At 41.7% G+C, this 22,800-nt stretch carries 19 protein-coding genes; all 19 read right to left on the reverse strand.

The genetic code is table 11. From position 1 onward, the window contains the following. Window positions 1-172: 172 nt before the first annotated feature. Window positions 173-1,408: a competence/damage-inducible protein A gene (locus tag AAEO50_RS03085; RefSeq protein ID WP_341980306.1), complete on the reverse strand. Its 1,236-nt coding sequence runs from the start codon at window positions 1,406-1,408 to the stop codon at window positions 173-175. A 116-nt stretch (window positions 1,409-1,524) separates the two neighbouring features. Further along, entirely contained in the window at window positions 1,525-2,103 is a 579-nt protein-coding gene (pgsA, locus tag AAEO50_RS03090) for a CDP-diacylglycerol--glycerol-3-phosphate 3-phosphatidyltransferase (protein ID WP_341980308.1), read from the reverse strand. 71 nt (window positions 2,104-2,174) lie between these two features. Continuing rightward, window positions 2,175-3,074: a helix-turn-helix domain-containing protein gene (locus AAEO50_RS03095; protein WP_341980310.1), complete on the reverse strand. Its 900-nt coding sequence runs from the start codon at window positions 3,072-3,074 to the stop codon at window positions 2,175-2,177. 19 nt (window positions 3,075-3,093) lie between these two features. Beyond that, window positions 3,094-3,885, reverse strand: a complete 792-nt coding sequence (locus tag AAEO50_RS03100) for a DUF3388 domain-containing protein (protein WP_341980312.1) — start codon at window positions 3,883-3,885, stop codon at window positions 3,094-3,096. A gap of 266 nt (window positions 3,886-4,151) precedes the next feature. After that, window positions 4,152-4,409, reverse strand: coding sequence for a DUF3243 domain-containing protein (locus tag AAEO50_RS03105; RefSeq protein WP_341980314.1), 258 nt, complete (start codon window positions 4,407-4,409; stop codon window positions 4,152-4,154). Window positions 4,410-4,489: 80 nt separating this feature from the next. After that, a complete protein-coding gene (gene ymfI, locus AAEO50_RS03110; protein ID WP_341980316.1) occupies window positions 4,490-5,206 on the reverse strand; it encodes an elongation factor P 5-aminopentanone reductase in 717 nt (238 codons plus the stop codon). 59 nt (window positions 5,207-5,265) lie between these two features. Beyond that, entirely contained in the window at window positions 5,266-6,555 is a 1,290-nt protein-coding gene (gene yfmH / locus AAEO50_RS03115) for an EF-P 5-aminopentanol modification-associated protein YfmH (protein WP_341980318.1), read from the reverse strand. A 2-nt stretch (window positions 6,556-6,557) separates the two neighbouring features. Next, on the reverse strand, window positions 6,558-7,832 hold the full coding sequence (gene yfmF / locus AAEO50_RS03120) for an EF-P 5-aminopentanol modification-associated protein YfmF (RefSeq protein WP_341980320.1): 1,275 nt from the start codon (window positions 7,830-7,832) through the stop codon (window positions 6,558-6,560). Between the two features lie 481 nt (window positions 7,833-8,313). Beyond that, on the reverse strand, window positions 8,314-9,273 hold the full coding sequence (locus tag AAEO50_RS03125) for an ABC transporter permease (RefSeq protein WP_341980322.1): 960 nt from the start codon (window positions 9,271-9,273) through the stop codon (window positions 8,314-8,316). Continuing rightward, on the reverse strand, window positions 9,274-10,323 hold the full coding sequence (locus AAEO50_RS03130; RefSeq protein ID WP_341980324.1) for an ABC transporter permease: 1,050 nt from the start codon (window positions 10,321-10,323) through the stop codon (window positions 9,274-9,276). After that, window positions 10,316-11,851, reverse strand: coding sequence for an ABC transporter ATP-binding protein (locus AAEO50_RS03135; RefSeq protein ID WP_341980326.1), 1,536 nt, complete (start codon window positions 11,849-11,851; stop codon window positions 10,316-10,318). Before AAEO50_RS03135 ends, AAEO50_RS03130 begins: the two co-directional genes overlap by 8 nt. Before the next feature lie 277 nt (window positions 11,852-12,128). Beyond that, entirely contained in the window at window positions 12,129-13,226 is a 1,098-nt protein-coding gene (locus tag AAEO50_RS03140; protein ID WP_341980328.1) for a BMP family protein, read from the reverse strand. Between the two features lie 50 nt (window positions 13,227-13,276). Then, on the reverse strand, window positions 13,277-14,002 hold the full coding sequence (locus AAEO50_RS03145; RefSeq protein ID WP_341980330.1) for a GntR family transcriptional regulator: 726 nt from the start codon (window positions 14,000-14,002) through the stop codon (window positions 13,277-13,279). Window positions 14,003-14,543: 541 nt separating this feature from the next. Continuing rightward, entirely contained in the window at window positions 14,544-16,904 is a 2,361-nt protein-coding gene (locus AAEO50_RS03150; protein ID WP_341980332.1) for a DNA translocase FtsK, read from the reverse strand. Between the two features lie 192 nt (window positions 16,905-17,096). Continuing rightward, window positions 17,097-17,303 (reverse strand): YlzJ-like family protein, encoded by a 207-nt coding sequence (locus AAEO50_RS03155; protein WP_341980333.1) that lies wholly within the window; start codon window positions 17,301-17,303, stop codon window positions 17,097-17,099. Then, the gene (locus AAEO50_RS03160) at window positions 17,300-18,049 is read right to left on the reverse strand and encodes a ClpP family protease (protein ID WP_425383144.1); all 750 of its coding nucleotides are present in this window, start codon (window positions 18,047-18,049) and stop codon (window positions 17,300-17,302) included. The genes AAEO50_RS03155 and AAEO50_RS03160 overlap by 4 nt, the downstream gene beginning before the upstream one ends. A 574-nt stretch (window positions 18,050-18,623) precedes the next feature. Beyond that, window positions 18,624-20,291, reverse strand: a complete 1,668-nt coding sequence (locus AAEO50_RS03165; protein WP_341980335.1) for a ribonuclease J — start codon at window positions 20,289-20,291, stop codon at window positions 18,624-18,626. 292 nt (window positions 20,292-20,583) lie between these two features. Further along, the gene (gene dapA, locus AAEO50_RS03170; RefSeq protein ID WP_341980522.1) at window positions 20,584-21,456 is read right to left on the reverse strand and encodes a 4-hydroxy-tetrahydrodipicolinate synthase; all 873 of its coding nucleotides are present in this window, start codon (window positions 21,454-21,456) and stop codon (window positions 20,584-20,586) included. Window positions 21,457-21,477: 21 nt separating this feature from the next. After that, complete coding sequence (gene dapG, locus AAEO50_RS03175; protein WP_341980336.1) at window positions 21,478-22,716, reverse strand: aspartate kinase; 1,239 nt, start codon at window positions 22,714-22,716, stop codon at window positions 21,478-21,480. Window positions 22,717-22,800: the final 84 nt, after the last annotated feature.

Below are 22,800 nucleotides of genomic sequence, written 5' to 3' on the forward strand. Positions count from 1 at the left end.
ACAACTTATAAGCTTGTCTCAAATCCAACCTATCTATACTATAAACCATGTTTTAGTAGAAAACAAGAAAAAAGTCGAACATCCATTCGGTTTTTTGCAAATGGTCATCCCTCGGATAAACAATTTAAAAACTGTCTCGCAGCTGCTACTGAAGACAGTTTTTCATTTTTGATCACGTTAATTCTTTAAGTAGATAATGCCAGCCGTATTTTGCCGTTCGCTTTCGATTCGCATTCCTGCCTCCTGCAAGATTCAAAAGGAATGCTTTCGTATCTTGGCCATTTATTGAGAGACCAATCCATACTGTGCCCGCCTTTTTTCCATAATGATCTTCTGGACCAGCCACACCGGTAAAACTGATACCGATGTCGGAAGAAAAGAGTCTTCGCACATTTTCAGCCAATTCAATCGCACATTGTTCGCTTACAGCTGAATGCAGTTTCAATGTGTTTTCATTTACTGAAAGCACATTCTTTTTCACTTCATCCTGGTAGCAAACCACGCCTCCCTTAAGTACCTCGGAGGCACCGGGCTGGGCTGTAATTTCCGATTGAAAAAGTCCCCCTGTCAGGCTTTCAGCACAAGAAAGGGTAAAACCTTTTTCTTTCATCGATCTCATTGCCACTTCGACCAGGGAATCATGATCGTATCCGTAGAAATAATCTCCCGCAATGCTTAAAATCTTTTCTTCCAAATTATCCAGCAGTTCACCCGCCACTTCCTTTGACCCGTGCTTGGCAGTCATACGGATCGTAACCTCTCCATCTCCTGCGAGAGGAGCGATCGTGGGGTTCGTCTGGGTATCGATCAGTTCTTCCAGTTCTGTTTCGAGCTGCGCTTCGCCGATGCCAAAGAAACGAAGAACCCTGGAGTAAATGATTTCTTTTCTTTTTAAGGTATGTAAAATGGCTGGTATTCCGTATTTACTGAACATAGGACGCATTTCAGAAGGCGGCCCGGGAAGCAGCATGTAGGATCTTCCTCCCTTTTTGAAAAACATGCCCGGTGCCATTCCATGTTCATTCTTTAACACCTCTGATCCTTTGAGTATGAGAGCCTGCTTTTCGTTGTTAGGTGTCATGGCACGATTCGTTCTATTAAAGTATTCTTTGATGGATCGTAATGCCTCTTCATCCATCGATAACCCGGTCCCTAAGGCCGCTGCTATCGTTTCCTTCGTCAGATCGTCTTTAGTCGGTCCCAGTCCCCCTGTGAAAATAAGCAGATCTGCTCTCCCCCGGGCAACCTCGATTGCTTGTTTCAGCCGGACTGGATTATCCCCTACACTGGTATGGTAATATACATTCACACCCGCTTCAGCAAGCTGCTCTGATATGTACTGTGCATTTGTATTGGCAATCTGCCCTAATAATAATTCTGAACCCACTGCAATGATTTCTGCATTCATTCCGTTTTCCCCCTTTAGTAGAAATTCAATATAAAGAAAGAGATGATCCATTTCAAGATCATCTCTTCTAGATTATAACGGTAAGGAACAGGCGTCCAGTTTCCAAGCTTCAGAAATTACTTGGAGTTAACAAACGCTTGCTTGTTATGCTTGAAATAATCCCATCCGGACCAAATTGTAAAGAACATGGCAACCCATAATGCGATGGTCGCAAATGGGAAATTGAATAATTCAAAGATGGCATTATGGAGCAGCAAAGCAGAAACAGCGATGATCTGTGCCCAAGTCTTAATCTTCCCAAGCTGACCGGCTGCCACTACTTCACCTTCTCCAGCAAGCACCAGTCGAAGACCGGTAACTGCAAATTCACGGCTGATGATAATGATGACGATCCATGAAGGTGCAAGTCCAAGCTCGACCAGTACGATTAGTGCAGCAGACACGAGAAGCTTATCTGCCAACGGGTCAAGGAACTTACCTAAATTGGTTACCATATTAAACTTTCTTGCATAATATCCGTCTATCCAATCAGTGGTTGATGCGATAATAAATATCAACGCGCCTATAAAATGCTTCACTGGCATTTCAGCCCCGAGGAAGACCATTTCTCCCCAATTTAAGGGCGCAAGCATGATAATTAAAAATAGTGGAATCAAAAAGATCCGCGAAATTGTAATCTTATTAGGTAAATTCACCTTTCTACCTCCAATACTTAGAAACAAAATGTATACTGGGTTGTTAAATGGAGTCATTTACTCCATTCTACTTATTGTTGTGATTCTGCAGGTTTGTATTGGATAATAATATCCTGTCTGACAGTATCCGTAGGAATCTTATACTCAAGCAGTTTTCCATTCACTGTGATAGCAGTGTTAGCGGCATTACCGATAACGAGATACGCCTGCTGATCAGCTGTAAGGTCAAACTCCTTCTTATCCCCATTGTACAACATCCCCTGGAACAATACTTCGTCTTTTGAATTGTACACGGCTACCCAGGCGTCCCCTTTAGCAGCTAATTCCAGCTTGAACTGGTCTGTGTTTTTGAGCTCATAGGTCGTTATAGTACCTTCAGTTTTGACGGCCTCGAGTGATTGCCCGGCATTCTCTTCTTCTTTGTTTTCTTTCTCTTCTGCAGATTCAGTTTCTTCATTCGATTCTTTTTGTTCTTTGTCTTCCTCTTTAACAGGTTCTTCTTCACTAGGCAGATCCTGCTGGTCGACCGCTACCGGCTCTTTATTAGAGGTACCTGCAGTGCCGGCATTATCAGCTACCTTATTTTGCACGAATACCCACAGTGCAATTAACACGGCTATGACAAATATAGCAATCAAAAGCTTCGGGATTACATCGAGGGCCTTGGAAGAACCGCCTGAAACTCCTTTCCGTGACTGTACACGGGAAAGGGAGACCGGGATCTCATCTTCATACGTTGTTGGGATATCTTCTTTATATTCCTCAAAAATCACTTCCGGCTGCAGCCCTACTGCTTCACAGTACTGCTTGATGAAAGCACGGACGTAGAATTTCCCTGGCATCATATCATATGAGCCTTCTTCAATGCCGATAAGATATCGTTTTTGTATTTTCGTTACTCTCTGTAAGTCATCAAGACTGTAATCTTTGGCTTCACGCGCTTCTTTCAGACGTTTTCCTAATTCCGTCACTATTTAACACCTTCCAATATTAAAAATCAAAACCTCCAAAATCGGAATTTTGAAAAAGATTATTTTGGTCCACTAATTCGTATGTAATTTCTTCTTCAGGATTGTTTCGCAGCTCAATGATATAGTCAAAGTCATCTAATGAATACTCTGAATTTTGAACGAATACATCAGGATGTTCGATGACTTTCACAGCTGACAGCCGCATGATCTCACGTACCAGCTGCCAATGTTTTTCACTTGCACGGCGAGTGGACACGATTCCATCAATAATGAAGAGGTTTTCTGAAGAATATTCATCTTCAATCAGCTTGCTCCTTATCGTCTGCTTTAATAATGTGGATGATACAAATAGCCATTTCTTATTTGCACACACACTTGAAGCCACCACTGACTCAGTTTTCCCTACACGTGGCATCCCCCTGATTCCTACAAGCTTATGACCCTCCTGCTTAAAAAGCTCGGCCATGAAGTCCACAAGCAATCCAAGCTCATCCCGTACGAATCGGAATGTCTTTTTATCATCTGCATCACGCTGAATATAACGGCCATGCCTGACCGCAAGTCTATCTCTTAGTTTAGGTTCCCTTAATTTCGTCACATTTATCGTATCCATTGTCTGCAGGATCGATTCAAGACGCGTTATTTGTTCTTCATTATTAGCAAGAAGAAGCATCCCTCTTCTTCCTTCGTCAACACCGTTAATCGTCACAATATTTATAGAAAGCATCCCTAATAAGGAGGAAATATCACCTAAGAGGCCGGGACGATTTTTTTGAATTTCATATTCTAAATACCATTCTTTTCGTTCCATTGGTTACCTCCTGAAATTCTATGTGACCACATATTCCGACAACATAGGGGATTTTTCGATATTATCACTTGAAACATCTAGCTTTTATAATAAATGATTTTCATCTAATAGAAAAGGAAAACCTATAGAATTCATACAATTTCTGCATAACCAATCCTTAAACAGTTCTTTAGGAGGAGCCGATGATTAAATTTATTACAAAGAAGCAGCCCTCATCACCATTTGTAAAAACGGGAATAAGAAAAGGAGAGGAAAATTCCCTCTCCTTAACGAGTGCCGTTATTGTTCACTAGCTTTACCATCATGTTTGCAATAGCGTGTTGTTCCTCAGGAGAAGCTACAGACCATAAATCCGCTAAAACTTTTTCCTGATCGTTCTTAGGCTCAACCTGGTTAGCTAAATAATCTCCAATTTGATAAGCTAAATCTGAAACCGTTTCGTTTTCCATTCCAGTATGCTGAGCTTGATTAAGGCGATCCCCTAAAAAGTTTTTCCACTCTGACCAATTATCTAATACAGACATCGTAATGAACCTCCTCTTAATTGAAATACAATGTTAGTTTGTATCATCGAGGAGAAAATATGCGCATTAAGATGAAATTATTACGTATGCCATCCTCCGTTAACAGCTAAGGTCTGACCGGTTATGTAGGAGGAGTCTTCAGATAAAAGAAAATAAATGGATGAAGCAACTTCTTCACTTATAGCCAGTCTTCCCATTGGTATATCTTCCATGACCTGCCGGGTTTCTTCATCGGTAAAAGATTTCATCATATTCGTAGCCACTGCACCAGGAGCTACTGCGTTCACCCTGACTCCATTTAAAGCCGTTTCTTTTGCCAACGACTTGACGAAGGAAAGCTGAGCTCCTTTTACCGTAGAGTAAACAACTTCACAAGCGCCGCCGATTTGGCCCCAGATCGAACTGACAATTACAATATTTCCTTTATACTCCATAAGCTTTGGAAGAAGCCCTTGAATAAGCATCATCGGACTTTTCACATGTATATTGATCATTCTGTCCATTTCCTGTTCCGTCTGATCCTGAAAAAGCCCCCAGCCCGCTACTCCACTGGAATAAACAATACCATCTATACGAAAAATGGAATCAACGACCTTCTTTACCTGACCAGGCTGGGTTAAATCTGCTTTTATTGGGATCGCTTCTACCCCGATCTCCCTAACTTCCAGCATTAGATCATCGATACTATTCTGATCAGTATGATAATGAAGATAAAGATTCCATCCCTGTTTCGCTAGTATCAAAGCCGTACTTCTTCCGATGCCTCCTGAAGCGCCTGTAATTAAAGCAAATTTCATACACTGCCTCCCTTACAAAGATAAGAACCACCCCGCTGCAAGGGTAGTTCCTATCGTAATTATGATTTTGGAACAACTTGACATACAGTGAAACGCTCTTCACTGATGATTGAGTCCGCCACTTTTTGAATATCATCATATGACAAGGATTCCAATGTAGGCACTACATCAAATAAATCCATTTCATTAAATGCATACCGTGTGAATTGGTTGGCAATGAATTCTGGTGAATTCACCGCTCGGAGGAAAGCACCGATTTTCTTCTTTTTCGTTCTTTCAAGACCTTCTTCTGTAAACAGAGATTCTGCTTTTGCTTTCAACAGAAGCTCCTTCAGTTTCTCGGCAAGCAGGTCTGGTTTTTCAGTATCCCCTCCGACGGTCACAAATCCGAAGCCGTTCTCCTGAGTGTAATCATAATGGAATGTTTCATCAATGAGCCCTTCATTATAAAGGTCGAAATAATAAGTGGAGCTCTTTCCGAATAATAAATCCAGGAAGACGTTCATCGAGAGTTCCTGTTTCAGCATTTCTTTTCCTTGCTGAGTCGGTTCAGGTGCTTTTAAACCTACCAGGCACTTAGGTGATTGAACATTCATTTTAAGCACTTGCTTTGTTTCGGCAACAGCATCCGGCTCTTCATCAAATTGACGTTTGATCTCCGGCATTTTTTCATAGGGCTTCTTTTCCTGATTTGAACGGACCTGGTCCATAATCTGGTCTGGATCCACCGGACCTACTACAAATAGAAGCATATTACTCGGGTGGTAGAAAGTATTGTAGCATTGATACAGCATATCTTTCGTAATTGGAGTAATCGAATCAATCGTTCCTGCAATATCAATTTTAACCGGGTGATTCTTGTACATGTTCTGGATAACACCGAAGTACAAACGCCAATCCGGATTATCGTCATACATTGTAATCTCCTGGCCTATGATGCCTTTTTCTTTTTCAACCGTTTTCTCGGTAAAGTAAGGATCTTGAACAAAATCGATTAATGTTTCAAGGTTTCTTTCTACATTATTTGTGCTTGAGAATAGATAGGCAGTCCTTGTGAAAGAAGTAAAGGCATTAGCAGAAGCCCCTTGACGGCTGAATTGCTGAAATACGTCACCGTCCTCTTTTTCAAATAGCTTATGTTCCAGAAAGTGAGCAATGCCATCCGGCACTTTCACAAAATCGTCCTCATTTAATGGCACAAAATGATTATCGATGCTTCCGTATTTCGTTGTAAAGGTTGCATAGGTCTTATTGAATCCTTTTTTCGGAAGAATGTATACATCCAGTCCGTTAGACATCTTCTCATAATATAAATTTTCTTGTATCTGATCGAAGGAAATTTTCTTCATCATTATTCCTCCATTCCTGTTAAGAAGTAAATTGTATCAAGCTCCACTTTGTTCGCTGCTGCAATGATCTCTTCTTTCGTCGTTCTTTCAACTTCGCCGAGCCATGTCTTGAGGTCGATTTGCTTATTGGAAACAGCATTATGATACAAGACTTCGATAAGCCCCCTTGAAGTGTCCACCGTTTCAAGAAGCTGGTTTTTGATGACAGCCTTGGTCTGTTCAACTTCCCCATCGGTAAAATCACCATTTCTCATTGCTTCCAGCTGCTCGTTTATGATACCGACAGCCTGGTCATAGTTTTTAAATTCAATACCGGACATGACCATCATGAGTCCTTTATGACTTTCCAGCCGGCTTGCTGCATAATAAGCCAGGCTTGCCTTCTCCCTGACATTTATAAACAGCTTGGAGTGGGAAAAACCTCCGAAAATCCCATTGAATACTTGAAGTGCAAAGTAGTCTTTGTCACCGAATTGGGTATTTGTGCGGTATCCCATATTCAGCTTTCCTTGTTTGACATCCTGCTTTTCTTTTACTACATTTTCCTTTTCTTTACGCTTAACTTCTGAAGAATCGACCTGAACAGCTTTCCGTTCCGGCAGTGAAAACAGTCTGTCACAGAAATTTTCCACCTGATCGATGTCGACGTCTCCAATAACATAGAGATCCATTTGATCTTCACTGATCACATTTTGGTAATATTCATATAATTCTTTTGAGTTAATCGAGTCGACGTTCTCTTTCATTCCATTTACATGAAGTGCAAACCGCTCATCTTTGCACATTTCTTCTACAAGCCTCGAATTGGCATAACGCATCTTATCGTCATAAACAGCCTGAATTCTCACCTTTTGGTTCCGTTTTTCCTTCTCTACTGTACGCTCATCAAATTGATCGTCCTCAATATTGGGGTTCAATATCACGTCTGAAAGGAATTCCAGCCCTTTTTCCAACAGCGGCTCTGAATCCTTCAGGAATTTCTCATTCGCTATTTCAACCGAGAAGCTGACTATATGATATTCGCCTTTTTTTGCTAAGTCGGTAAAAAAGCTGGCACCATATAATTCATCTAAATAAGTACGGAGTTTTGTTGTATTTGGATACGTCTTTGTGCTGCTTTGCATGACGTGCGGCAGAAGCCCTCGCAGTGTGACAGTCTCCTGATCTAAGGGGGCTTTCATTTTCATCACAAGGTTATTCGTTTTATACTTATCCGTCTTCACGATATGTAATGTGTAGCCTTGCTTTTTCTTAACGACTTCGTTAATGTCCGTCATTGTACCGTCCTCCTTGTCCATACTTTCTTTTTTACATACACATAGACCTGAAAAAGATATAAACACCTTTATTGTGCGGTATTTTATTTTAACTATACATGTTATAATAGAAAGAATTCAAGCATCTTCCTCTGTTGGGAAAATTGACACATGATATTCATTATATGTTTAGAAGAACAGGTTAAGAATATCTATGATAGGCTGTTAAACACCGCTGTTGATTTCCGCGCAAGACTTCGCTTTCCGCGGGCGCCGGTGAGCCTCCTCGTCGCTCTGCTCCTGCGGGGTCTCACCTGTCTCGCTTTTCCCGCAGGAGTCTTCGTCTTGCACTCCAATCAACAGCTGGAACCTCCCTTAACATGATTAGAACACATTCAATTTTAATAAAATCAGCTATGTATATTAATTTGATAATCATTTACAAATATATAAAAAAGAGTGCCCGTGTTGATTTTTCAACATAGACACTCTTTTTCTTATTTTAACGGCTTCCTTTTACGTATGGTGTTCCTAATGCTTTCGGTGCATCGGCACGGCCGATGAATCCTGTCAGCGCTAAGATTGTCAGCACATACGGAGCGATTAGTAAATACACGCTTGGAATATTTTCGAATAATGGAATGCTGCTCCCAATAATGCTTAAGCTCTGTGCAAATCCGAAGAATAGCGCTGCTCCCATTGCACCAAGCGGGTGCCATTTACCAAAGATCAAAGCTGCAAGTGCCATGAATCCTTGTCCACTGATCGTAGCATGGCTGAAATCAGAAGAAATGGATTGAGCATAAACTCCACCGCCGACACCTGCGAAGGCACCTGAAATGATAACTCCGATATAACGCATCTTAGTTACATTAATCCCCATTGTATCAGCAGCCATCGGATGTTCACCAACAGAACGCAGGCGTAAACCGAATGGCGTTTTAAACATGACATACCAGACGATGACAGATACGATAATGGCTACAAATGGAGGCCAATACGTATTTGAGAAGAAGATGTCACCAATCACTGGAATCTTGTGTAAGAGTGGAACATCCACTTTACCAAAGCCTTCAGAAATAATATCTGTTTGACCTTTTCCATAGATGCGTTTGACCAAGAACAATGTTAAACCAATTGCCAGTAAGTTGATTGCTACACCAGATACTACCTGGTCTGCTCTGAATGTAATGGAAGCTACAGCATGAAGAACAGCCAGCAGCCCGCCCATTAACATCGCCACTAGAAGTGCTACCCAAGGGGTTGCAGAACCGAACGTATCAGCGAACGCAATATTAAAAACGATACTGGAGAAAGCACCAATGACCATCAAACCTTCGAGGCCGATATTTACAATACCGGATCGTTCTGAAAACGCTCCGCCTAAAGCAGTGAAAATAAGTGGCGAAGCCCATAATAATGTAGAAGGGATAAGTATTAATAAAATATCCATTATACCCACTTATTTCACCCCCTTTTTACTGAATCGTTGAATTAAATAACGGATCATATAGCCTGAAGCTACAAAGAAAATGATAAGAGCGATGATAATATCGACCAACTCGTTTGGAATACCTGCTTCCAGCGGCATATTCAATGCCCCTACCTTGAGTCCACCGAATAAGAGTGCTGCAAACACAACACCGATTGCAACGTTACCACCCAATAATGCAACGGCGATCCCATCAAATCCTACACCTGTGAATCCGCCTTTGATTGATGCGTAACCGAATGTTCCAAGTCCTTCCATTGCCCCTGCAAGACCTGCGAAGGCACCTGAAATGACCATTGAAAGAATGATATTGCCATTTACATTCATCCCAGCGTATTGAGATGCATGCTGGTTAAATCCTACAGAGCGAAGCTCATATCCACGAGTTGTTTTTTCGAGCAAGAACCACATAATAAACACACATGCAAGCGCTACGAAGATTCCCCAGTGCAGCCTTGAGAAATCTGTCAAACTCTCAAAGAAAGGAGATTTCAACGATGCAGATTCAGCTATATAGTCTGTACGATCTTTACGTTCTGTCAACACATCACGAATGATGGAATTTGTTACGTGTAACGCGATATAGTTCATCATGATCGTAACGATAACTTCGTGCACCCGGTACTTGGCTTTCAGCAAGCCGGGAATGAATCCCCAAATTGCTCCAGCAAGCGCAGCCGCGATGATCGCCAAAGGCAGGTGAATGATTTTCGGCAGGTCTTCAAACGCAACCCCCACCCAAACAGCTGCCATCCAGCCTACTATTAATTGCCCTTCGACACCAATGTTGAAAAGACCCGTCCTGAATGCAAAAGCTACAGCCAGTCCAGCTAAAATATATGGTGTTACCTGTCTGATCGTTTCACCTACATAGTATATCTCGCCAAATATCCCCTGCCATAATGCAGAATACCCTGCAACTGGATCATAACCGCTGACAAGCATAATGATCGTTCCTACAATAATGCCTAAAAGGACAGAAATAACCGGGATTAATATATTTGTTAATCGATTAGACATTTGTATCTTCCCCCGTTCCCTTTCCTTTTGAACCGGCCATCAGTAGACCAAGCTCCTGTTCCGTCGTTTCTTTCGGATCTACGATAGCCACAATTTGACCCTCGTAAATGACCGCAATGCGATCACTGACGTTCATGATTTCATCCAGTTCAAAAGAAAGCAGCAATACGGCTTTCCCATTGTCCCGTTGTTCAATCAGACGTTTGTGGATGAATTCAATCGCACCTACATCCAATCCCCGTGTCGGCTGAGCAGCAATCAATAAATCCGGATCCCGGTCTATTTCACGCCCGATGATCGCTTTTTGTTGATTCCCCCCTGATAAAGCACGTGCAAGAGTGAATTCGGATGGAGTTCTCACGTCAAACTCAGAAATTAGTTTTCTGGCTTGATCATAGATCTTTTTGTAATTTAAAATTCCTTTTTTAGAATATGGCTTTTGATAATAGGTTTGAAGAACCATATTTTCGCCTATCGGAAAATCTAATACCAAACCGTGTTTGTGACGATCCTGAGGAATATGCCCCACTCCGTTTTCATAAATCTTCCTTGGCTTCATATTCGCTATTTCCTTGCCATTCAACTTGATCGAACCGCTTTCAGCTTTATGGAGCCCTGTGATCGCTTCGATGAGCTCTGTTTGACCATTGCCATCTACTCCGGCAATCCCAAGGATTTCTCCCGCTCGAACTTCAAGGTTAAGCCCCTTTACTACCGGTACGTTTCGGTTATCCTTTACATTCAAATCCCGAATCTCCAGAACATTCCCCTCGGGAGATGCTTCCGTTTTATCTGTTTTAAAAGTCACTTCACGCCCTACCATCAGGCTGGCAAGATGATTAGGGTTTGTTTCAGAAACTTTTACGGTTCCAATACCCTTACCTTTTCTGATAACGGTTACATTATCACACACTTCCATGATCTCTTTGAGTTTATGGGTGATGAGGATAATCGATTTGCCTTCTTTAATAAGCGTTTTCATAATTTGAATGAGTTCTTTGATTTCTTGCGGGGTCAATACTGCTGTCGGCTCATCAAAAATCAGGATGTCTGCCCCGCGGTAAAGGGTTTTAAGAATCTCTACACGCTGCTGCATTCCTACAGAAATATCTGATATTTTTGCTGAAGGATCTACCTTAAGTCCATACTTTTCGGAGATATCCAAAATATCTTTTTCAGCTTTTTTAATATCTACAGATGCTCCGGACTTCGGTTCTCGGCCAAGAATGATATTCTCGGTGACGGTGAATGTGTCAACAAGCATAAAATGCTGATGGACCATACCGATCCCCAAATCATTTGCAATATTAGGGTTAGTGATATTCACTTTCTTACCCTTAACACGAATTTCACCTTGCTCCGGTTGATATAGTCCAAATAAGACATTCATTAACGTTGACTTACCTGCACCGTTTTCACCAAGAAGCGCATGAATTTCACCTTGTTTCAGCTGGAGGGTAATATTGTCATTTGCCACGATGCCCGGGAATTCCTTACGGATATTCAGCATCTCGATTACATAATCCATTGCTTTCACTCCTTGCTTAGGCTAGGGATAAATAGTTTAGTAGTTAGAGGTCAGACCTTGGTCCGCCAGAAAAAAAAGGGTGGCCCCCTATTAAAACTCTAAATGAAAGATAGAAGGTATTGTTTCTATACTTCAATTAAAGTTTTAAACATAAATTCAGTTATATTCTACCAGTTATGATTAAGTTTATTAGTACTATGTATCCAGTTCTTATTAAAGAAAAAGGGATAAGAGACCGGCATTCCATGGCCCGCTTACCCCTTTTATCATATGACGTTTAGTTTGCTGAGAAAGCCTCTGCATCTTTAAGAGACTCAGGTACTGTGATATCTCCGTTAGCAATCTTTTCTTTCCACTCGTTCACTTTTGTCATTACTTCGTCTTTGTTTGAAAGTTCGTCGTTAAGTTCAGCAAGTCCTACACCATCTTCGTTAAGACCGTATGAAATCATTTCCCCACCAGGGAAGTTTCCTTCTTTTGCCTTGTTTGCAAGGTCCAGAACTGCATTATCAACACGCTTTAAAGAAGAAGTCAGAACGATGTTATGATCTCCTACTTTACCTTCTGCAGATTGATCGGAGTCAACCCCGATTGCCCAGATTTCACGGGAAGGATCTTTTTCTTTCAGGTCACGTGCTTCTTTGAATAAACCGTTACCTGTTCCGCCTGCCGCATGGAAAACTACGTCTGCATTTTGAGAATACATTTTAGAAGCGATCGTTTGACCAAGCTCTGCCTTATCAAAAGCACCCGCATAATCGGCAACTACTTCTGCTTCCGGATTTACTGCTTTGACACCAGCTAAGAAACCAGAGTGGAAACGCTCGATTACCGGGATTTCCATTCCACCGATGAAACCGATTTTATTCGTTTTTGTTGCTAATCCTGCTGCCACACCAGCAAGGAATGAACCTTCTTGCTCTTTAAACGTGATACTCGCAACGTTCGGCTGATCTACTACAGCATCTACGATAGCAAAGTGAGAATCCTTCTGCTGCTGTGCAATATCATTGATTGCACCTTCCATTAGGAAGCCAATTCCGTATACTAAGTCAAAATCTTGACGGGCTAATGTATTTAAGTTTGTAGCATAGTCCGCATCAGATTGAGATTGAAGGTAATCGTAACCGCTTTTGCCCTTTTCTAATCCGTGTTCTTCACCGAATGCCTTTAGACCTTCCCAAGCTGATTGGTTGAATGATTTATCATCTACTCCACCAACATCTGTAACCATTGCTACTGTAAATTGATCTTCTTTACTCTTGCCATCACCACTAGATGCACCTTCTTCTTTCTCGCTTGATCCACACGCACCTAAAATTGTACCTGCTGCAAGAACAAAAGACAGCGCTAAACCGAATTTACGCTTTTTCACCTAGAGTACCCCCCAAATTTGTTGTAATAAATTAGTAGAAAGATTGTTTGCTAGACACGTTTTCTTAAAACATGGAAGCTGAATTTGTCTGATCTGAAATAGTTTACTGAGTACAGGATGGGCTCATCATTCTCATCAAAGTGCATTTGTTTAAGTACGAGTAAAGCCGTCTCGGGTTCACAGTTCAGAATCGGGGAAATTTTATCATGATATCCCATCGGCTCGATCTGGGCTACGGCGTGGGTAATTCTTCTATTCTCACGATTTTCCAATACAGAGAATATTGAATTATCTTCATGTGTGAAGTTCCGGGATAAGATCCCTTCAGGAATTTTGTCCACACAATACACCACCGGTTCACCATTAGCAGTCCGAACACGTTCAACCAGAAGGATGTTCTCCTCTTCTTCACTTTGAAACCTTTTTGCATCATCCTCAGTTGCTTCTTGAGTCGTTGAGCTTAAGAAAATGGTTCCTGGCTCCATGCCTGCCTGTTTAATCATGTTGGAAACACTGTTCAATTGCTCAATCCCTGAAGTGAATAAGGGTTTAGCGTTTACAAAAGTTCCTACACCATGCCGGCGGATAATGACACTTTCTTCCTCAAGGATCCTTAACGCTTCCCTGAGAGTCGCTCTTGAAACACCAAGTTGTTTGGAAAGATCAAATTCAGACGGGAGTTTTTCTTTTTCTTTATAAACCCCTGCATCAATATCCTTTTTCAAACGGTCAATAACTTGTAAGTATAAATGTCGATTGTCTGTTTTTATCGTCACTGGAACCACCACCAAATTTTCTCAAGACATCAGACCTCTGATGTATATCTTTCCTACTAATCGAAAATACTATAACACTTTTCTTTTAATAAATAAATAGCATTATGTGATTTTGTCGAAAAAAAAGACCAATGAGGCAATTCTGAAAACTTTTATGGTAAATAATAGGTAAAATATCGGTATTTTTTCATATTTTGATTACAAATTTTACCCGTTTTTTACATAATACAATGCTGCACAACTTGTTATTACATATTTGAAATAATTATATTCTTTTTGTAAACGCTTTTAATAGTATATCACATTGGTGGATAAACTAGAATACGAGAAAATAAAACGGTTCCATAAGAACTATGACATGTATAATTTCTGAGTATTTAATAAGATTTAATGAATGTGATATTTTTCTTCCTATGCAGTAAAAGTACTAAAAAAAGTGAAGCTCCCTCTTTCAAGGAAAACTTCACTCTAAAGGACAAATCATTTAAACATTCGCGCTTTACTTCACTAACCACAATTCTTTTGAAAACAGTCTGACGTTTTAAGCATTTTGTTCTTCTGAAGGTTTACCGACCAAGACCGTTCTTGGCTTACTCCCTTCATAAGGACCAACCACTCCTCTTACTTCCATTTCATCGATTAATCTCGCAGCCCTCGTATATCCTATCCTGAATCTTCGCTGAAGCATCGAAACTGAAGCGGTTTGCATTTCTGCAATTAATTGGACGGCGTCGTTATACAATTCGTCCTCGGCTTCGCCACTGCTGGCTTCCTCCGGTATATCATCAGGAATCATTTCTTCCTGATATTGTGCTTTTTGTTGTGAAATGACGAAATCCACCACTTCTTCCACTTCGTCATCGGATAAGAAAGCACCTTGGACCCTTGTCGGCTTAGATGCGCCGACGGGCATAAACAACATATCTCCCCGGCCTAACAGCTTCTCTGCCCCGCCAGAGTCCAATATGGTTCTGGAATCCGTCTGAGAAGAAACAGCAAATGCGATACGGGAAGGTATATTCGCTTTAATCACGCCAGTAATGACATCGACGGATGGTCTCTGGGTTGCAATGATCAAGTGGATTCCCGCTGCACGTGCCATTTGAGCAAGCCGGGTGATTGCATCCTCTACGTCATTCGAGGCTACCATCATTAAATCCGCCAGCTCATCTACAATAACTACAATGTACGGAAGCAATGGCTGCTTTTCTTCATTCTCCATATTTTGTCTTTTCACATAGTCATTGTAGCCTTCTATGTTTCTTGTTCCGGTATGGGAAAACAATTCATAACGCCGTTCCATCTCACTTACAACCTTTTTTAATGCCTGTGAAGCTTTTTTCGCATCTGTGACGACCGGCGCCAATAGATGCGGTACCCCGTTGTACACATTTAATTCCACCATCTTCGGATCGATCATCATCAATTTCACTTCATGAGGCTTCGCACGCATTAAAATACTTGTGATGATTCCATTGATACATACACTCTTACCACTTCCTGTAGCACCGGCTACAAGCAAGTGGGGCATCTTATTAAGCTCAGCCAAAACTGCTTCACCTGTGATGTCTCTTCCAAGACCTATCTGCAGTTTCGAGTCTGGCTTATTATGCTGCTTAGACTCTAATACCTCTCGTAAAGAGACCATGGCCACTTCTGAATTCGGGACTTCGATTCCAATTGCTGATTTCCCCGGGATCGGGGCCTCTATTCTTATGTCTTTAGCAGCCAGTGCCAATGCTAAGTCATCACTCAAGTTAACGATTCTGCTTACCTTTACCCCTACATCCGGATGGACTTCATACTTTGTAACAGCAGGGCCTAAATGAACTTGAGTCACCTTTGCTTTCACACCGAAGCTTTGGAATGTCCTCTCCAGTTTAGCAGCATTTGCATGGATTAACTGATACTCGTTGCTCTGATCCGTCTGTTTTGGGCTTTTCAGTAAAGCGAGTGAGGGAAGTTTATAATCTTTATTTTCCACTTCCGTAAAAGTGATAGGCGGAGAACTGTCCGCTTCGACTTCACCTTCTTCACCTTTGGTTTTTCCGGAAGAAGCTGCCCTTTCCGTTTCACCATTCTGAGCGGCGGCTTCCTCTTTAACTGGAGGTGTTCCACCATAGGCTCTTTCTGCGAAATTAGAAATGATGGGCTCTATCTTTTCTTCTTCCTGTATCTCTTGAGGGACATGTGCTTCTTTCTTTTTGCCTGCCTCTTTTACGTTTTGTTGTTTTTCTGCTTTTTTCTTTCCTTTAGATTCCTTCCAATCACTCATGTCATTCTTGAATGCAGCCCATTGTCCGCTCAAGAATAAACGAAAACGGGAACCTATCTTTCCCAGTACCTCGCCAAGTGACTTACCCGTTACCAGAATGATCCCAATTAAAATGAACGTAGCACTCACGATTCTGGCACCCTGTGAATCAAACAGGAAATAAGAAACGGCAAATAGTATACTGCCAATCATCCCTCCGCCAAGGTCTGATGTGCTGGTCTCGCCATTCACATCCATCCAGTATAAATCCCATGTATTCATGATGACACTAGGATTCTCAAACATTCCATTATTCGATAACAAATCAAATAATTTCACGTGGCTCAGCAGTAAAAAACTAGCGATAATAATATAAAGTCCGAGTAATCGTCTGCTGAATAATAAAGGTACTTCCCGTTTAATCATGAGGTAACCTGCAATATAGAGCACCCATAATAAGGCAGCCATATACCATTCACCAAGAAAAAACCGAAAGAAATACACGAATGCCTTTCCTACTGCTCCCAGCTCGATGATGGAAATTAAACTTAAGGCAATTAGGGCAAGTCCGGTAATCTCATACTTGATCGTTTGTTTGAGAGACGCACTTGTTGAAGAACGTTTCTTTCGTTTTTTTCGTTTTGCCAATATGTTTCACCTAAATTCTTTAAATTCTTTGTTGTTATGTAATTGAAGAAAGGGCTGATCACTTGGGGCATTTCATGTGCCTAAGGTGTCAGACCCTTCCCGTTAAAAATGGATTTTGATTTACACAGCAATTGTTTCTCTTCCACATTTATTATAGCATATCCAATATTTTCAGAAAATCCTCTTTCTCTCTTAATTCGTGATAAATTCTCCTGGGCATATCGTGCTGTTCAAATAATGTGCGGGATCACTACTCATTACACGCAGGATTCGATATTTGTCATCCACTTTCTGTACGAGAAGCGGCACACCTTGATGTTCCATCATCATCTGGCCGCTGAATTCTGCTGCATCCACAGGGTAAATCTGTTCTTGCGGGACGGTTGTATATAAAATCATTGTATCAAACCTTCTTTTCCATCACTTTGCTTTTTGATTTCAATCAATTCATTAATTTTGCGGATGGCTGCCCCGATACCGCCAATTCCATCAATTAAACCATATTCAACAGCATCATCCCCGACTACGTTTGTACCAATATCACGTGTTAGATTACCTTTGGCAAACATTAAGTCCTTAAACGCTTCTTCTGAAATGTTACTGTGCTTTGTGACAAAACTTACGACGCGGTCCTGCATTTTATCAAGATACTCAAATGTCTGTGGCACGCCTATGACCAGGCCCGTTAAACGCACCGGGTGTATAGTCATGGTCGCAGTGCTGGCGATGAGTGAGTAATCACAGGAAACGGCAATCGGCACCCCGATACTATGCCCCCCGCCCAATACTACGGAAACAGTAGGTTTTGATAAAGAGGCGAGCATTTCGGAAATAGCGAGGCCCGCTTCCACATCACCGCCAACCGTATTAAGAATGATTACCAAGCCTTCTATTTTCGGATTTTGCTCTATGGCAACTAATTGAGGAATCACATGTTCATATTTAGTTGTTTTGTTTTGCGGAGGCAGCTGCATATGACCTTCAATCTGTCCGACAATTGTCAAGCAATGGATATTTGAATCCTGAGAAAGCTGAGGAACATTGGTCTGTCCCAATTGCTGTATCTTTTCCATTAACCCCGATGGTTTGTCTTTCCCATCCTCTTCACCTTTATTCGGCTGACTGGGCTGCTGTTCTTGATTCATGTTTAACTTATTCTCATTCATAAAGACATCTCCTTTTCATTCCTCTTCTCTTGTTATTATTTAAAAAAGAGACTTTTTTCATACTACCTATCGTTATTCTAATGCCATCGGGAAAATCGTTCACAAAACAATACTCTATTGGAAATCAGGCAAAGAAATTGCCTCTAATCACCGCTATTGATTTCCGTGCAAGACTTCGCTTTCCGCGGGTAGCCCGTGAGCCTCCTCGGCAAGCCTGCGGGAAGAAAAGCGGAAGGGCTTTATTCAGAGGCTGGTGGCATAAGGCGAATCGGCCAAGAAGGCGTTCTTTGCCTTCTTGGACGGTTTGACTTATGGCATGTGCCCCTCTAAGACCTGGAGCTGGACAAGTCTCACACAAGCTACTCTTCCCGCAGGAGTCTTCGTCTTGCACTCCAATCAAATGCTGGAAAGTAATAAAATTTCATTGTAAATTTAAACAAACTAAAAACCCGAACAAATTTGCCTCATTGAATGCAAATCAGTTCGGGTTTCACTTAGACTAGAATACGTTTGTCCCAGCCTTCTTTTCAAAAATACTTTTGATTACCAGGAGTTATACTTCCATGATGATCGGTAAAATCATCGGTCTTCTTCTTGTTTTGTTGAATAAGTAGTAATTCAGCTGATCACGGATGTCCTGCTTGATGGCAGACCATTCAAAGGACCCTTTTTGCAGATAAGTTTGAACGACATCAGTGACAATGCCCGATGCTCCTTCAATTAACTCCTCCGATTCCCTTACGTAAACAAATCCGCGCGAGATAATCTCAGGACCCGCGACAATGGATTTAGATCTGCGGTTAATGGTCACCACTACTGTGAATACACCATCTTCAGACAGAAGCTTGCGGTCTCGCAGCACGATATTTCCTACATCGCCTACTCCGCTTCCATCTATAAGGACATTCCCTGCCTGAACCCTGCCGCTCATTTTCATCTTTCCATCTTTATATTCAAGAACATCCCCCTTATCCATGATGAAGATCTTCTTATAAGGGAGTCCGATATCATGAGCCAGCTGAGAATGTGCGACCAGCATTTTATATTCTCCCTGGATCGGTATGAAATGTTTGGGTTTCATTACATTCAGCATGAACTTTAAGTCCTCTTGACTGCCGTGTCCGGATACATGTACTTTTTTACTCGCAGTCAGTACCTCTGCACCAGCCCTGAATAACATATCAACTGTCCGTCCGATGATTACTTCCATACCAGGCGACGGAGTAGCTGTAATAAGAACTGTATCCCCGGATTCGATGTTAACGAGCCGATGTGATTTCTTTGCCATGCGCTGCAGTGCTTCAAAAGGTTCTCCTTGTGTTCCTGTTGCAACTATGACTATTTCATCGTTTGGATGATTTTCAATTTCATCAAGCGGAATCATGATCTCATCCCGGATATGCAAATATCCGAGCTTCAATGCTATATCATATACTCTTTTCAAGCTTTTGCCGACAACCGCCACTTTACGATTATTTTGCTCAGCTGCATCAAAGACCTGCTGCAAACGGATCAAATTGGATGCAAAGCATGCGACAATAATTCTTCCTTTAGCGGTCCGGAATGTATCGGTAAGTTGATTGGCAATGACAGCCTCGGAGGTAGTGTACCCCGGCCTCTCTGCCTCAGTGCTGTCAGATAATAGACAGAGTACGCCTTTATCCCCGATTGCCGCCATTTTACCTAAATCAGGTCTGTAAAGATGTTTGGCAGACTGATCAAATTTAAATTCTCCGGTATGTACAATTACCCCTTCCGAAGTATGGATGCACACACCTACCGAATCAGGAATACTATGAGTGGTCCTGAAAAAAGAAACTTGAACTCCATCAAAATTCAACAAGCTGTCTGAATGAACATTGAAAAATTTAACATCCTCATGAACCTGCTCGTCTTTTAAACGTGCTTTCACTAAGGCATTGGTCAATTTTGTTCCGTATACAGGGGCTTTGATTCTGTTTAACACATATGAAATAGCCCCTATGCTGTCTTCATGACCATGAGTCAAGAATATCCCTTTCACCCGATCCTTGTGTTCGATCAGATATTGAATATCTGGTATGACGATGTCTATTCCGAGCATTTCGTTCTCCGGGAACATCAGACCTGCATCAATGATGAAGATTTCGTGGTCGACTTCCACAACGTACATATTCTTGCCGATTTCTCCTACCCCGCCTAAAGGGATTATACGGATTACCTCGTTTTTTGTCTTACTCACAATTTGTGTCCTCCTATGCTGTGCTTCCCCGATCTATAATCAGTCAGATTCATTATACTTGATAACTTTTTTTAAGTACAACCAATTTTACCCTGAAAAGGAACGATTAGGTTCTTAGATGTTCTACTGGATAAGGTCGAAGTATGCATCATTTTTCTACGTAACTATTTCGATATCCGTTTAGTAAATCCTCTATTTTCATGATTTATTTTTTCAGTATGAATTAACGGCCCTTAATCATTTCAAAGCTTATATAAAAAAATGTGCAGAAATCTCTGCACATTTTTGACTCTTATATGGTATTGATCAACTGGCTGAGTTTTGTTCTTTCAGCTTCAGAAAGGGGGATTAATGGAAGACGCACAGATCCTACATCCAGGCCTCTTAATTGCAGTGCCGTTTTTACAGGCGTCGGACTCGGGCTCGTAAACAACCCTTTCATTACCGGTAATAGTTTTTGATGAGTCTTGGCTGCAGCAGCTGCATTGCCTTCGACAAATTCTTTGACCATTTCCTGCATCTCGTTCCCGATGATATGAGATGCGACAGAAACAATTCCATTCCCGCCAATGGAAAGGACCGGCAGTGTAAGACCGTCATCTCCGCTGTACAGAGCAAACTCATCGGAGGTCTTAGAGATGATTTCCGTCATTCCATCCAAGTCGCCGCCAGCCTCTTTGACTGCTACGATATTTTCGACTTCCGATAATCTTATGATCGTATCTGGTGCTATGTTCACTGAAGATCGACCAGGGATATTATAAAGCATGACTGGTAAAGAGGTTGACTGAGCAATAGTCTTAAAGTGCTGGAACAACCCTTCCTGACTAGGCTTATTATAATACGGCGCCACAAGCATGATAGCATCGACACCCACTTCTTCAGCTTTCTTAGTCAATTCGATGGATGCATGAGTATTATTGCTTCCTGTTCCTGCAACCACAGGGATTCTGCCGTTCACGGCTTTCACCACGTGACGAAATAAAGCAACCTTCTCTTCTTTTGTCAATGTAGGTGACTCCCCGGTGGTTCCTGCAACCACAAGGGAATCCGTTCCGTTATCAATCAAGTAATTGATCAGTTGAGTTGTTTTAGTGAAGTCTATGTTACCTTTATGATCAAAAGGTGTGACCATAGCGGTAGAAACACGGCCAAAATTCAAGATTTACACTCCCCTTTTATAGATCTATCCTGCTTTGAATGTGCAGTGTGCCTTATCTAATTGAAATGTATCATGAAGAGCATTCACTGCACGAATTAATTCACTTTCTTTCACAAGGACCCAAATGGTCGTATGGCTGTCTGCAGATTGAAGAATGCGGATACCATTATCAGACAGAGAAGAGACAATCGCAGATGTGACTCCAGGCACTCCGGTCATTCCGCCCCCGACAACTGAAATTTTTGCACAGTTTTCTTCGATTACTGGCTCGTGACCTTTCTTCTTTAAAACCGTTATCGCTTTTTCTGCAAGAGTTGAAGCAATGGTATAAATGACTCCGCGGGGTGATATGTTAATGAAATCGACACTGATCCCTTCATTTGCCATCGCTTTAAACACTTCAGCCTGAAGATTATACTGATCCTTTTTTGCGAATACTTTTATTTGAGTCAGTTGACTTACATGCGCAATTCCTGTGACAGGGTGATTTCTGAATTCTTTATGCGCCTTCGTATTCTCTGCTGTCGTCACAAGTGTGCCTTCACCCGTTGAATAGGTGGATCGAATTCTGATCGGAATATTTGAATTCATCGCGATCTCGACGGCTCTTGGGTGGATCACCTTCGCTCCCTGATAGGCCATATTGCATACTTCATTATATGAGACAACGGAAATCGGCCTTGCTTTAGCTGAGATTCGCGGGTCCGCAGTCATTACCCCTTCGACATCTGTAAAAATATCAATAAACTCGGCTTTCAGTGCGGCTCCAAGTGCAGAAGCAGACGTATCACTTCCCCCTCTTCCAATTGTTGTGATATCCCCTTCTTTCGTCGCTCCTTGAAAGCCTGCAACGACGACTGCATCATGAGATTGAAGCTCTTTGTAAAGACGGCCGCATCGCATCTCAATGATTTTAGCATTATTAAAATCGTGGTTCGTGATAAAACCTGCCTGCGCACCAGTTAATGCTGTAGAATGGATATCATTTTCAAGCAGCATGTTCGAGAAAACCAGACTTGAAATGATTTCCCCGCACGATAACAGTAAATCCTGTTCTCTTTTACTGACCAGGGCGTTTGTTCCCCCAATCAAGGATAATAAAGAGTCGGTGGCATAGGGTTCTCCTTTTCTTCCCATTGCGGAGACCACTACTACCACCTTATACCCCTTACCGATCGCTTCTTTAATATGAGCAAGAGCCTTTATACGACTTTCTTCATCACGTACAGATGTTCCACCAAATTTTTGAACGATCACTTTCATGACTACACCTCATTGTCATTGTTCAAGAGGTATGAAGGGAACGAGTTAGTAGATCATAGGAAACGAATAGTAGTATAATCCTCT

Source organism: Rossellomorea oryzaecorticis (assembly GCF_038405515.1).
GTDB classification, from domain to species: Bacteria; Bacillota; Bacilli; order Bacillales; family Bacillaceae_B; genus Rossellomorea; species Rossellomorea oryzaecorticis_A.

What these genes read in the sequence shown, in the direction of transcription:
- AAEO50_RS03105 (WP_341980314.1), bottom strand. Translation starts at nt 4,409, where the DNA reads ATGTCTGTATTAGATAATTGGTCAGAGTGGAAAAACTTTTTAGGGGAT.
- AAEO50_RS03155 (WP_341980333.1), bottom strand. Translation starts at nt 17,303, where the DNA reads ATGATTTTATATACAACCGTCCCGCAAGAACAGATTTACCCTGTGGAT.
- AAEO50_RS03100 (WP_341980312.1), bottom strand. Translation starts at nt 3,885, where the DNA reads ATGGAACGAAAAGAATGGTATTTAGAATATGAAATTCAAAAAAATCGT.
- dapG (WP_341980336.1), bottom strand. Translation starts at nt 22,716, where the DNA reads ATGAAAGTGATCGTTCAAAAATTTGGTGGAACATCTGTACGTGATGAA.
- AAEO50_RS03160 (WP_425383144.1), bottom strand. Translation starts at nt 18,049, where the DNA reads ATGAATCAAGAACAGCAGCCCAGTCAGCCGAATAAAGGTGAAGAGGAT.
- AAEO50_RS03135 (WP_341980326.1), bottom strand. Translation starts at nt 11,851, where the DNA reads ATGGATTATGTAATCGAGATGCTGAATATCCGTAAGGAATTCCCGGGC.
- AAEO50_RS03085 (WP_341980306.1), bottom strand. Translation starts at nt 1,408, where the DNA reads ATGAATGCAGAAATCATTGCAGTGGGTTCAGAATTATTATTAGGGCAG.
- yfmF (WP_341980320.1), bottom strand. Translation starts at nt 7,832, where the DNA reads ATGACGGACATTAACGAAGTCGTTAAGAAAAAGCAAGGCTACACATTA.
- yfmH (WP_341980318.1), bottom strand. Translation starts at nt 6,555, where the DNA reads ATGAAGAAAATTTCCTTCGATCAGATACAAGAAAATTTATATTATGAG.
- ymfI (WP_341980316.1), bottom strand. Translation starts at nt 5,206, where the DNA reads ATGAAATTTGCTTTAATTACAGGCGCTTCAGGAGGCATCGGAAGAAGT.
- AAEO50_RS03130 (WP_341980324.1), bottom strand. Translation starts at nt 10,323, where the DNA reads ATGTCTAATCGATTAACAAATATATTAATCCCGGTTATTTCTGTCCTT.